Annotated in this window: 12 protein-coding genes; all 12 read left to right on the plus strand. The window is 62.8% G+C overall.

What is annotated here, in order from left to right; translation table 11 throughout:
* The coding region (locus AX690_RS12545) for an ATP-binding protein (protein WP_197426853.1) at positions 1-1,016 on the plus strand (1,016 nt) is incomplete at its 5' end.
* A complete protein-coding gene (locus tag AX690_RS23340; protein WP_062095416.1) occupies positions 1,016-1,366 on the plus strand; it encodes a hypothetical protein in 351 nt (116 codons plus the stop codon). The genes AX690_RS12545 and AX690_RS23340, both read left to right, overlap by 1 nt.
* Positions 1,363-1,839 (plus strand): TrbI F-type domain-containing protein, encoded by a 477-nt coding sequence (locus AX690_RS12555; protein WP_062095413.1) that lies wholly within the window; start codon positions 1,363-1,365, stop codon positions 1,837-1,839. The genes AX690_RS23340 and AX690_RS12555 overlap by 4 nt, the downstream gene beginning before the upstream one ends.
* Positions 1,836-2,360 (plus strand): S26 family signal peptidase, encoded by a 525-nt coding sequence (locus tag AX690_RS12560; RefSeq protein WP_082749432.1) that lies wholly within the window; start codon positions 1,836-1,838, stop codon positions 2,358-2,360. The genes AX690_RS12555 and AX690_RS12560 overlap by 4 nt, the downstream gene beginning before the upstream one ends.
* Positions 2,360-2,989, plus strand: coding sequence for a type-F conjugative transfer system protein TraW (gene traW / locus AX690_RS12565; protein WP_062095411.1), 630 nt, complete (start codon positions 2,360-2,362; stop codon positions 2,987-2,989). Before AX690_RS12560 ends, traW begins: the two co-directional genes overlap by 1 nt.
* Positions 2,990-3,021: 32 nt before the next feature.
* A complete protein-coding gene (gene traU / locus AX690_RS12570; RefSeq protein WP_197425244.1) occupies positions 3,022-4,026 on the plus strand; it encodes a conjugal transfer pilus assembly protein TraU in 1,005 nt (334 codons plus the stop codon).
* 59 nt (positions 4,027-4,085) lie between these two features.
* Positions 4,086-4,844: a type-F conjugative transfer system pilin assembly protein TrbC gene (gene trbC, locus AX690_RS12575; protein WP_062095407.1), complete on the plus strand. Its 759-nt coding sequence runs from the start codon at positions 4,086-4,088 to the stop codon at positions 4,842-4,844.
* 267 nt (positions 4,845-5,111) lie between these two features.
* Complete coding sequence (gene traN, locus AX690_RS12580) at positions 5,112-8,066, plus strand: conjugal transfer protein TraN (protein ID WP_197426854.1); 2,955 nt, start codon at positions 5,112-5,114, stop codon at positions 8,064-8,066.
* Positions 8,066-8,461, plus strand: a complete 396-nt coding sequence (locus AX690_RS12585) for a hypothetical protein (RefSeq protein WP_156449651.1) — start codon at positions 8,066-8,068, stop codon at positions 8,459-8,461. Before traN ends, AX690_RS12585 begins: the two co-directional genes overlap by 1 nt.
* 11 nt (positions 8,462-8,472) lie before the next feature.
* Complete coding sequence (locus tag AX690_RS12590; RefSeq protein ID WP_197426855.1) at positions 8,473-9,708, plus strand: conjugal transfer protein TraF; 1,236 nt, start codon at positions 8,473-8,475, stop codon at positions 9,706-9,708.
* 14 nt (positions 9,709-9,722) lie between these two features.
* Positions 9,723-11,147, plus strand: coding sequence for a conjugal transfer protein TraH (locus AX690_RS12595; protein WP_066684465.1), 1,425 nt, complete (start codon positions 9,723-9,725; stop codon positions 11,145-11,147).
* Positions 11,148-11,162: 15 nt separating this feature from the next.
* On the plus strand, positions 11,163-11,835 hold a 673-nt coding region (locus tag AX690_RS12600; RefSeq protein WP_197426856.1), incomplete at its 3' end, for a conjugal transfer protein TraG N-terminal domain-containing protein.

The following is an 11,835-nucleotide window of genomic DNA, read 5'->3' on the forward strand; positions in this document are numbered from 1 at the left end:
CCTCCTCTAAACGGAACCCTCAATCTGTCTCAAAGGCGCTGACGGCGGACACCGGCCTCATTGAAATGGCGGTCAACGACGTCTTCGACAATATGGGTCCAGACGGATCGATTGACGCTGTTGTCGACATCCTGCGCCGCTCGGAAGATCGACGCGGCCACGACCTGGCGATGTCCCTCGTCACGTTCACTTCGGAAGGTGTCTATGGCCGGTTTTTCAACGGGCCAGCGACGCTGGAGATCGACAATCCGTTCACGGTTTTCGAGATGGAGGATCTCGACGCGAAGCCTGAGCTGCGGTCGGTTATCATCCTCCTGATCCTCGGTTTGCTGCGCAAGGCGATGAAGCGGGGCGGGCGCACCCAGAAGAAGGCGCTCATCATCGACGAGGCCTGGAGCCTTCTGGGTGACGGCGCCGCTGGCCAGTACATCGACGGCTTCGTTCGCCGTTGCCGCAAGGAAGGCGGCGCGATCATCACCGGAACGCAGTCGCTGAACGACTATTACAAGACCAGCGGCGCTCAGAGCTGCTTTGAGAATTCCGACTGGTTGATCTGTCTGCGCCTCAAGCCTGAGATCATCGAGCAGTTCAAAAAGAACGATCGGATCCAGGCTGACGAAGCCATGATCGAGACGCTGAAGACCCTTCGCATGGAGCCGGGGGTTTTCGCTGAAGCGCTGATCAAAGGCCCCAGCAGCCGGTTCCTCGCGCGCCTGGCGCTCGATCCGTATTCGGCGACGCTCTATTCGACCAAGCCCGAAGTTCTGGGCGCCGTGGAGGCCCTGGTCGCTGCGAATGTTCCGACGCCCGAGGCGATCCGCCGTGTCGCATTTGGTGAGAACTCCCCGCTCCGGATCGAGCAGCAGCTGAAGGCTGACGTTGAAGAGATGATCGGTCGCGACCCCGATTTCGGCGACCTCATGAACACCTACGCCCACCTCGGCGAAGGCGGGCGCCGTCGCGTCGTGGATCTGGCGCGTCGCCTGCGCACGCCGACTGAAGAGGAGGCTGTCTGATGCGCGCCCATTATGCGCGGATGGTCGACGCGGCCAGACCCTGGTCCTGGGCGATCGCGGACCGTGTCGCGTTCCTGCTCGAAAGTCTTTCGGTCTCCATCGCTCTCTTCATTGCCCTGACTTGGGCCATGCTCGGCTTTGACTGGCAGACAACGGCGCATGAATGGGGATCCTTCTGGGCCCACTACGCCAAGGCCTCGGCCGAGGCGCGCCGTCCGGTCGAGATCGCGCTGCTCCTGACCCTTGCCGTGCTCTGGATAGCAACCTGCGCGATCCGAGCCCCCAAATCGCGCCTTTGCTGGGCCGCCTGGCCCATCCGTTCCAAGATCCTGCAGGAGGACGCAGCGTGACTGAACCGTCGAAAGCCCCCGCTGCCGTCGCCATCAAGGCGCGCCTCTTTTCACGGATGGGCCTCACTGAGGGCCTGGCGGTGGCGCTCGCCGTCAACATGGTGGCCACCGGCTGCCTGACCTATCGCGTGATGTTCCGCCCTGAGCCTCCAAAGGTCATCACGGTCGGGGTCGGGCAGCTCACACGCGAGTATGTGTCGCGTTTGGCGACGTCGCCCTCGATCACCCCGCAAGAAGTCGAGCTTAGGACCAAGCTCTTCATGGCTGTCGCGCAGGACGCCGTGAAGAACGCGTCGACCCAGAAGGGTGTGATCGTCATGCCGCGAGAATGCGTCCTCGCTGGCGAGTACGCCGACGCGACGACGGAGGTGGGGCGTGCGGTGAACGACAAGCTTGGAAAGGTCGCCGCGACCGGTCTGTCGCCGGCGACGCCCACGCCGGGCCTCTCCGGCTCTGGGGCGGCCGGTCAATGACGGCCGCCACGACCTTTGAGGCGCCATCAGAACGTCAGCCGAGCAATCGCCGGCTGCTGATGCTGGCGGCGATCCTCGCGACGCTGGTTCTGGGCCAGGCCTACGCCAAGGCGATTCAGCGCTACCGTTTCGCGATCAATCAGACCGAGAGCTTACCGAACTGGGCTTTCATCGCCGATCAGACGCGTAAGCACCCGCATCGCGGCGAGCTGATCGCGTTCGTCCCGCCCGAGAACCCGTTCTATCCGAAAGGCATGGTCTTCGGGAAAATCGTCGCCGGCGTACCCGGCGATCGGATTGAGCTGCGGGGTCGCGAGGTCATCGTCGCCGGGCGCCCGGTCGGCCTTGCCAAACCCGCGAGCCGCACCGGCGTCCCCGTCGCTCCGATCTCGGCCGGCGTGATCCCGCCGGACCACTACTTCGTCATGACGCCTCATCCTGACAGCCTCGACAGCCGTTACGCGATGATCGGCCTCATCCCGCGCGCCAGGATCCTGGGCGTCGCCACACCGGTGATGTGATGAGACGTTGGGCTCCACTCGCGATCGTCCTGGCTGTGTCGGTCGCCTCGAGCGCGCCTGCGGAGGACCTTGGCTCTTACGGCGCGACCTTCGCCGTGAAGGAGAACGACCTTTTCTCGGTGCTGAGAGCCAAGCTTCTGGATGCTCAGAAATCGGGGAAGATCGACGCGCTCAACAAGGCCTTCGCCGCGCGCGTGAAGCAGCGCCTCGAACGCCCTACGCCGGTGGCTGGCCTGACGAAGGCGAGCAAGTCGCGCACCTGGCTCTATGATCCGACTTTCGTGGTTCCGCGCGACTTTAGCGATACGCGAGGGCGCGTGTTCGCCCGGCAAGGTGATCGCATTAATCCGCTCGAGCGGCTGCCAAACTTCAATCGCGTCCTGGTGTTCATCGACGGCGATGACCGAGAGCAGCTTGAGTTCGCTATCCGGCGATCCAAGGCCAGGCCGAAGGATAAGGTCTATATTGTCCTGACCAAAGGCGCGCCGCTGGAGATCATGCGCAAGGACAAGGTCGAGGTGTTCTTCGACCAAGCTGGCGTCCTGACGACAAAGTTCGGCTTTTCGCATTTGCCCGCCGTCGTCGAAAAGGATGGTTCGGCGCTCAGGATCTCTGAGGTGGCGCTGTGACCCGGCCTCCTTGGCGTTGGATCCTCGGCCTCTTGGCCGTCGTTGCGCTCGCGCTTCCGCAGCTTGTCAGCGCTCAAGCGCTTAATCCTGGAAGCGTGTCTTGCAAGGGCAAGTTCGTGAACCCGATTACGGACGTGTGCTGGTCGTGCCTTCTACCCATCTCGCTCGGCTCCATCCCCATCGCCAAGGGTAGCCGGCCGGATTCGCCCAATCCAAGCTCGCCGGTGTGCGTCTGTCCGGCGCCGCCGCCGCTCTTTGTGCAAGTGGGGCTGACGATCGGCTTCTGGGAACCTGTGCGCCTGGCCGATAGCACGCGCAAAGCATGGTGCTTCCCGAACCTGGGCGGCGTGCAACTGCCGATCCCGTTCGGCGCTCAGAGCGGAACCAGCCACCGCAGCACCCCGGGCGAGGGGCGCAGCACGGCGAACTATCACGTCCACTGGTACATCTATCCTGTGATGTATTGGCTTGAGCTCCTCACGGACTTCCTGTGCCTGGAGCAGACGAGCTTCGACATCGGCTACGTGACCGAGTTGGATCCTCTGTGGCGAGACGATGAGCTTGCGGCCATCATCCAGCCTGAGGCGATCGTCTTCGCCAATCCCGTAGCCTTGGCCGCCTGTACGGTTGATTGCGTCGCAGCGTCCACCGGTCTGCCCATCCAGGCGCTCTTCTGGTGCGCCGGATGCCGCGGGTCGATGTACCCGATGACCGGCAACACCATGGGCACCACCGGTGAGGTGGACGGCAGTCTGCTCGCCGTCGAGAAGTTCACCTACAAGATGCACCGGCAGGGCCTGGCCTGGTCGACGCGGGGTCAGGGCTCGGTTTGCAGCAAGCAGATCGCCCCGATCATCGATAAGTTGCAGTACCGCTACCAGCTCGTGAATCCGGTCGCCAACACCAAGGGCCCGTTCGCTTGCCCGACACCTGGGGCGACCACCTCAACCTATGAAGCCGGTAAGACCGCGCCCGTCGTCGGCGAAGACCACGGGTATCTGATCTGGCGCAAACGCAACTGCTGCGCGGGGCCATAGCCATGACAATTGCACCGTTCGACGGATCGTTAGTCGCTTGGACCGTTCTCATCGGAGCATTGCTTTTCGCTTCAGGCCTGATCTGGGCCGGCGCGGTTCATGGCGCCTTTCCAGCGTCGACCTTGGGTTCGATCGTTTTCGTCGGCGCCCTGGCCTGGTTTGCGCCGCTCTACGCCCAGACCAGTCAAGAACTTGTCGACCAGGTCAACAAGCGTGCTGCGGCGCTCCAGGAGGATCTGCGCCGCTGGATGGCGCAACAGCCTACGGCGACAGACCGACAAACACGAGACGCTCAGGCGCTCGTAGACGGCAATACGAACGCGCTGAAGCGCGGGCTTGGCATGCTCGACGCCAAGGAGTTTCCCGACGCCCAGTCGATGGGTGATCTGCAAAGCGCGCCGCGCGATGGCGTCGTCTATGTGGCCGTCTCGTTCAGCATGCCCCCCTCGGATCTGCGGCGCCTTGCCAGAGACGCCAACCGCGCCGGCGCGACCTTGGTCATTCGCGGTCTGGTCAATGGCAGCTTCAAGGAGACCCTTGCTGCGACCAAGCAGGTCTTCGATGAGACCAGCCCAAACGGCATGTCGATCGACCCCGGCGTCTTCCGGTCTTACGGGATCACCCAGGTTCCAGTGTTCATCGCCGCCAAGCGCCCCATCGAACCCTGCGGCGGCGGTCTCGACTGCGTATCGCCTCAGCCGCCCTCTGATCAGGTCAAGGGCAATGTCTCCCTCGAGGCGGCGCTTGAAATCCTGAGCAAGAAGGGGCGGCAGGCTCCGGACGTCGCGCAGGGCGCGCTTCGGCGCCTCAGGAGCTAAATCATGAGGTGGGTGGTCCGCAGCCTGATCGCGATCAGTGTCGGCGCCGCAGCCGGCGCTTTGGGCGCGATCGCGTTCGCTCAAACCCAGAGCAGCGCGGCCTCGTCCTTTGCGCAGTCTCAGACCTCCACGCTGAATGTCTCCTCGGCCGCCAGCTCGACCAATGTGCCCGGCTTCGGTGGAGACGCATCGAACCTCCAAAGCTACGCCAACAATCCTACGGGTCTGCAGAACGCAGGAACTGCTGCTGCGGTGTCCGGCGATCCGTTGCTGGGTCTCACGGCCTCCAGCGTGGACAAGCGCACGACGAGCGCTGTCGACCTCAACGCCGACTGGCTCAAGAAGTCGATCAACGTCGGCAACGATCCTGCAGCGACCGCCTCCTCAAGCACGGGCACTGCCTCCACAGAGTGCAAGGAGGTCACGAAGTCGACGACGACGACGTCGCTGTCGATGTATACCTGCGAGACCAGCCGGCAGGTCACAGACACCGCCTACCAGTGCGCCTCGACCCTGGTCATCGACACCCAGACGATCAACAACTACGCCTGCACCAGCAGCTACAATCAGACCACCCGCACATGGGTGCTGTCGACCGAGTGCCTGCAGCTTGGATCTTCGGGTAATTGCACCAAGACCGGAGAGAGCTGCACCACGCCAGGCGCGCCCTACTATCAGACCACGACCTGCAATGCCGGCACGCAGTGGACCTCCACGACTAAGACTTGCTCGCAGGAGCGTCAGGTCACGGTCGACACAGACTATGTCTATCAGTGCTCAAGCGGCTCATCAGCCTGCAATACCCTCAGCCGCCAATGCACCCTCACGAACTCGGTCTGCGGCGCGGTCAGCCCGCCGACCTATCAGACGACGTCGTGTCAGCAGGGCTCCACCACCTCGACGTCGACGACCTCGTGCCAGGAAACGCTTGTCGTTGAAGTCACGGGTGGGGCTCAGCAGACCTATAGCTGCACCGAGGGATATGTCGGCTCGAGCACACCGGCGACCTGCGGGCGCGTGCTCAACATTTCGGCGATGCCGGTCTACAAGTACGGCTACTACCTGCCCGGAATGCTTGAATACCTGCCGAGCGGGCTGGACGCCTGCTCGCAGACAGTCGCCGAGAACCAGCCCGACGGTTGGTACTTCGAATTTGACTGCGACCGACCGCCCAGCCCTGGTCCTTCGCGGGGTGATCTGTGGCTGATTTCGGTCGCCGGCGTCATCACCGGCGAGGACTGGAGCTTGGACGGCGGCGCTTGTGTCGCTGAAAGCCAAGGCTGTCGCCGCACCAACTCCGTTTGCACGGGCGGTTCTGGGACGCGCACCATCAACGGCGTTTCGGTCACGCGGTCTTGCTGGGGCTACACCGACATTTACCAGTGCGACGTCGTCAATCAGGCGCCGGGCTGCTCGGTGCCGTCGGGCTATCAGCTGCAAAGCTCCAGCTGCAGCGGCTACACCGGCGGCTCCTGCACTCAGTATGATCGCACCTATGTCGATTCCAACAGCGGCAAGCAGATCTCCAATGAATATTGGACGTCCAACTGCGGCTCTGTCCCCGGCAACTGTTCGCAGACCGGCCAGACGGTCACCCAGCCTGGCGGAACTCGCAACATCAACGGGTTGAACGTCTACCGTTCGGTCTGGGGCGTGCAGAACAACTACACCTGTTCCTCGACGCAATCGGTGGACACGTGCGGCAATGTCTCGGGTTGTTCTGAGACCGGCCGCAGCTGCGCCAACGCCCAGTGCAGCCTCTACAACATCACCTACAGCTGCATGACCAATCCGGGCGGTACCTGTACCCGCACCGACAACACCTACCAGTGCGCTGACCAAGTCTCCGGGGCCGGTTCGCCCACGGGCACCGTGAAGTCGGTCGCCCAGGACAGCTGGTCGGGCGGGTGTGACGCGGTTAAGGCCGACGCGACCTGCAAGCTGTCGTCGCAAACCTTCTCTGGAGGCGGGACGCGAACCATCGATGGGTTGAGCGTCACGCGCGACAGTTGGTCGAGCAGCAGCGCCTATACCTGCTCGACCTCGCAATCGGTCGATCAGTGCGCCGGAAAGACCAACGGCTGTTCGCAGCAGAGCCGCACCTGTATCGGATACGATCCGCAAGGCGCGTGCAGCCTTTACACCTACACCTATCGCTGCTCGGCCGACGACGGCTCAGGCAATTGCTCGGTCAAGACGAGCGGTTATTCCTGTACCGGAAGCGTGTCGGGCGCGGGCTCGCCCGTTTCGAGCTCTACGACGCAAACTGGCTCCCATTGGGAATTGAGCGCCGCTTGTCCGGCCGCCAGCGACAAAGCTTGCCAGGTCACTGCCACGACCTGCACGCAAGGCCCCGCGACGCGGACGGTGAGTGGTCTGCAGATCACGGCCGATTGCTGGGCCAAGACCACGAGCTACATGTGCTCGGCGGCCGGCCCTCAGCAGTCCACTTGCGATCCGCCCAAGGGTTGTACCTACGACCGCGATGAGTGCCTTGATGATCCCGACCCGGGCCCTGGCAAGTGCATCACCGTCCAGCATGTTTACAAGTGCTCATCGACGAGCACGAAGACAACGACTGAGACCCAGTGCGCCGACCGGATGTGCTTGGGCGACAGCTGCTTCTCCCTTAGCGAAACCCAGCAGAATGACGAGTTGCCGCAGACCTTCGGTCAGCTGGCCGCGATGAACATGGCCGGTAAGTCGTATGGTTCGGCCGCCGACCTGTCGATCTTCAAGGGCGAGCCTCTGCGCTGCCGCAAGGCCATCCTGGGCTTCCGGAATTGCTGCAAGGATAGCGGCTGGGGTCTGAGCCTTGGTCTGGCTCAGTGCGACGACCAAGAGAAGAAGCTGATCAATCGCCAGGACAATAAGGCGACGCACTATGTCGGGACCTACTGCTCCAACAAGTCGTTCTTTGGGGCGTGCCTTGAAAAGGCGATGAGCTATTGCGGCTATGAAGGCTCGCTCGCGCGGATCGTCCAGGAGGCGGGCCACACCCAGCTCGGCAAGAGCTGGGGGCAACCCAAGACGCCGGACTGCAGCGGCTTCACGGTCGATCAGTTCCAGCAGCTGGATCTCTCGAACGTCGATTTCAGCGACTTCTATTCCGAGAAGATGAACAGCCTGACCGGCTCCAACACCGACAGCACGGTGAGCCGCATCCAGAACTCGATCAACAGTCTCTACGGGACGCAGACCAATCCGACGGGGGGTCTCTGATGGATCAGATCCAACGAAACACGAATCCGCGCGCTCGAGCGACCGTCTGGGCCGCAGGAGTGGCCGGCGCCTACACGATTTTCCTGGTGCTCTCGAGGGTGCTGGTGGCCTCGCGCTACCCCGGGCCGTTCTGGAGTCCGTACTTCATTGTGGTTCTTGGCGCCGCCGTCCTGGGCGCCGCGGCGCTCTGGCCCATGCTCGCAAAGGCGGCCGCGTCGGAGGCTCAGCGCCCGGTGGTCGACAGTGTCTTGATCTACGGCTTGGGCGGCGGACTGGCGGTCTTTGTTCTGCTGCTGCTGGACCAGGATCTCCAAGGGCATGTCTTCGAGGCGCTCGCAGGCTTCGTCGGAAAGGACCTGGTCCGCGCCGCGCAATCGGCGTCGGCCGCATCATAGGGGAGGGGATGATGAAGCTTGATCTGGCCAAACTAGGCAACGACGTGGTCCGGCAGTCTGTCGTCCGCCAAATGCAGAACTGGCGGGCGACGGCCGTTCCCACCACGTGGATCTCGGCCCTCCTCGCGGCGATCTACGCGCTGGTCGCCGTGATCGTCGAAGAGCGACCTGCTGCGCTCGTCGCCGCGCAGGTCTACACCGCCGGCGCCTGGTTCCTTGCCTCATGGGCTCTAGCGCTGCTGGTGTTCATGGCGCGAGGCATTGTTCTTGGTCTGGCCGACAATCCCATCGCCGGCGAGCGCCAAGCCCACACGGTCACGCTTGCCGGCCTGGCGATCGCGGCCATTCTCCTGTTTGGCCTGGCGGGGACCGCCAAGGCGGCGGAGCCCTCGGTCAAACCGCCCGCGACCGCGCAAGCCGCCCAGAGCGGGTCCGCGGAGGCCTATTGTGGGCGTTCGCTGGGCACCTGGTTCTACTGCGCCAGACCCGACCCAGAACCGGAAGCAACGACGCCAGAGGGCGCGAGCGCGCCTGCGGCGAGCGACCAGGACCGTGCCATCGCGGAGTTCGAGCGCTTCAAGGTCGAACTGGATAAGGCCCAGAAGCTTGCGGTTTGGGTCCCAACCGCCGAGAACATCGAGCGCTTCTACAAGCTCCAGCGCGCGGCGCTGAATCAAAGCAGTCTTTTCTCTGACGAGTACCGCCGCCTGATCTGGTCGCGGCCGGATCTCGATTACACGCTCAAGCGACCGGTTTCCGAACTGGGTAAGCGCCAGTGGTCTGATCAGCGGTCGAATGACCGCGAGCTTTTCCTTCGCAAGGTGTCAGGCGAGATCGGGATCTTCTACGTCTATCGAGCCGCCTGCGGCGCGTGCAAAGTCTTCTCGCCGGTGATGCGCGACTTCGCCAATCGCTACACCCTGACCGTCAAGGGCGTCTCGACCGACGGCTCTGACAATCCCTACCTCGGCGACAAGATGGTGGATCGCGGTCAGCTGCGTGCGTGGGGCTTTGACAACCCGACGACGCCCTCGGTGCTGCTCTACCAGAACAGCAATGTCGATCCGCGCACGGGTCAAGTTCACCCTGTCTACGTCCGCCTCTCGGACGATCGGACGGTGAAGGTCAACCCGTGCCTCAAGCCGCAAGGCTGTCTGTCTTACATCGGCGCTGGGATCATGGCCCAGGACGACATCGTCGAGCGCATCTACGTCCTCCTGGCGACCGAGCCAGGCCAAGATTACTGATCCGGAGGCCCCTCATGTTCCGCAAGTTTCTTGCCGTTCTGCTCTCGGCCGCTGTGGCGCTAGCCTCGACCGGGTCGGCCATGGCTGATGTCAGCAACAATATGAACGCGTACTGGTCCAGCGGTCTTTCGTCCGCCAATGTGACCGGACCTCGGGTCTATCAGACCCAAGCCGGCGGCTACTACACGCTCGGCAACCTGTCCTACCGCACCCCGCAGGAAACGACGCAGGTCGGTTCGGTGACCTTGCCATCGATCTCGGGCGGCTGTGGCGGCATCGATGTATACGCCGGCGCCTTTAGCTTCATCGGCGCAGATCAGCTTATCGCTGCGATCAAGGGTATCGCCAGTAACGCTGCGCCCTACGCGTTCATGCTGGCTCTGCAGCTGATCTCATCCCCGATCGCCGACCAGCTGAAGACCTTCCAGGACTGGGCCAACAAGATGAACCAGTTCAACATCGGATCTTGCGAAGCGGCGCAGAAGGCCGTCGATTGGACAGCGGCTCAAGTCATGGGTGACGCCTTCTGCCAGCGCCTTGGGCGCAGCAAAGGCACGTTTAGCGACGCCGTCGCCGCCCGTAACGGGTGCGGGGTCAAATCCAACGCCGCCTTGTCGTCAACCTCGGCCGACGAAGCCAAGTTCCAGCCTATCAATCGCAACCTGGCGTGGGAGGCGATCAAGAACAACAGCCTCATTGGGTCGGACCTCGAGCTGGCTCAGGTGATGATGACCATGACCGGCACCTACATCATCACCTGCCCGAACGACGCCACCGGTGTGCAGGGCTGCAAACAGACGATCGTTCCCCCGCAAGGCACCAAGGACGCAGTCATTGGCATGCTCATGGATGGCGGCGCGATGAAGGTGATGAAGTGCGATTCCGACAAGTGCCTCAATCCCACGACTGACGGCCTGACCGTCAACATCCCAACGACCGCCTGCACCAGCTACAGCTCATCCTGCAGCCTGAAGAATAAGGTCGCCTACACCCTCACGAACATCGTCACGAAGATCCGCAATCGCTCGGCGCTGGCCAGCGAGGAAACCTCGTTCCTGGGCATGACGTCTTTGCCCGTCTACCGTATGGCGAGCGTCTACGCCTCCCAGCCGGGCGTGACGGCCGATATGGCGATGGCGGAGTACAGCGAGGTCATCGCGCTCGATCTGGCCTACGGCTGGATGGGGAAGAACGTCCAGGCCGTCCAGGAAGGCGCCCGAAACATGGAGGGCCTGGACCCTAACCAGGTCCGTCTGTGGTGGGACAACACCAATGGCGTGATGCAGGAGATCTCCGCGAAAAAGCTCCTCAGCGCCAACAAGCTGAACGCCATCATTTCGATCGTTCGCAATACCCAGGTCGCCGACGATACGATCAAGGCGGATGTGCGCAACCGCATCGGCGAGAGCCTACGCTTTACCTCCGCGCTCAATCGCTAAGGGGAGGGGACGACCATGTTCGGCATGTACGAGGTCATCACCTACGGCGGCGGCGCCAACTACCGCGACATCTTTATCGGTGTTGCGCTGCTGTGCGGCACCGACGCCATGAGCTCTCTGATCAGACTTGCGATGCTGCTCGGCCTGATCATGGTTCTGTTCCGTGGGATCGTCGACCTGAACGCCGGCCGAGGTCTGAAGTGGTTCATCATGTGCGCCGTGATCTATGGCGTCGTCCTGGTGCCGAAGGTCACCGTCCATGTGACTGATAAATTTAACCCTGCCCTGGCCGGGGCCGATGTGGCGAACGTTCCGCTAGGCGTGGCTTTCGCCTCGTCGGTCGCTTCGCAGATCGGCGCACGCGCGATCCAAATGGCTGAGACCGCGTTCGGTGACCCCAATGACGTGCAGTATTCCAAGACGGGGATGATCTACGGCGCAAACTTCATGGCGAAAGCGACCAAGATCACCTTCACCGATGAGCTCTATAAGCAGAACTTCAACAGCTTCATCAACGACTGCGTCCTCTACGAGATCCAGGACAACCAGTACACCATCGACGACCTGGCCAAGGCGACGAACATCATGGAGTTCGTCACCGTGACAAAGCCCGCCAACCCAGCCAGATCGATGGTCTATATAAACGCCCCGCCGGCGGCGAGCGAGATCATCACCTGTCCTACGGCGG

Source organism: Caulobacter sp. CCH9-E1, assembly GCF_001556515.1.
In the GTDB taxonomy this organism is placed as follows: Bacteria; Pseudomonadota; Alphaproteobacteria; order Caulobacterales; family Caulobacteraceae; genus Caulobacter.

What these genes read in the sequence shown, in the direction of transcription:
- AX690_RS23340 (WP_062095416.1), top strand. Translation starts at nt 1,016, where the DNA reads ATGCGCGCCCATTATGCGCGGATGGTCGACGCGGCCAGACCCTGGTCC.
- AX690_RS12560 (WP_082749432.1), top strand. Translation starts at nt 1,836, where the DNA reads ATGACGGCCGCCACGACCTTTGAGGCGCCATCAGAACGTCAGCCGAGC.
- traW (WP_062095411.1), top strand. Translation starts at nt 2,360, where the DNA reads ATGAGACGTTGGGCTCCACTCGCGATCGTCCTGGCTGTGTCGGTCGCC.
- AX690_RS12585 (WP_156449651.1), top strand. Translation starts at nt 8,066, where the DNA reads ATGGATCAGATCCAACGAAACACGAATCCGCGCGCTCGAGCGACCGTC.
- AX690_RS12590 (WP_197426855.1), top strand. Translation starts at nt 8,473, where the DNA reads ATGAAGCTTGATCTGGCCAAACTAGGCAACGACGTGGTCCGGCAGTCT.
- AX690_RS12595 (WP_066684465.1), top strand. Translation starts at nt 9,723, where the DNA reads ATGTTCCGCAAGTTTCTTGCCGTTCTGCTCTCGGCCGCTGTGGCGCTA.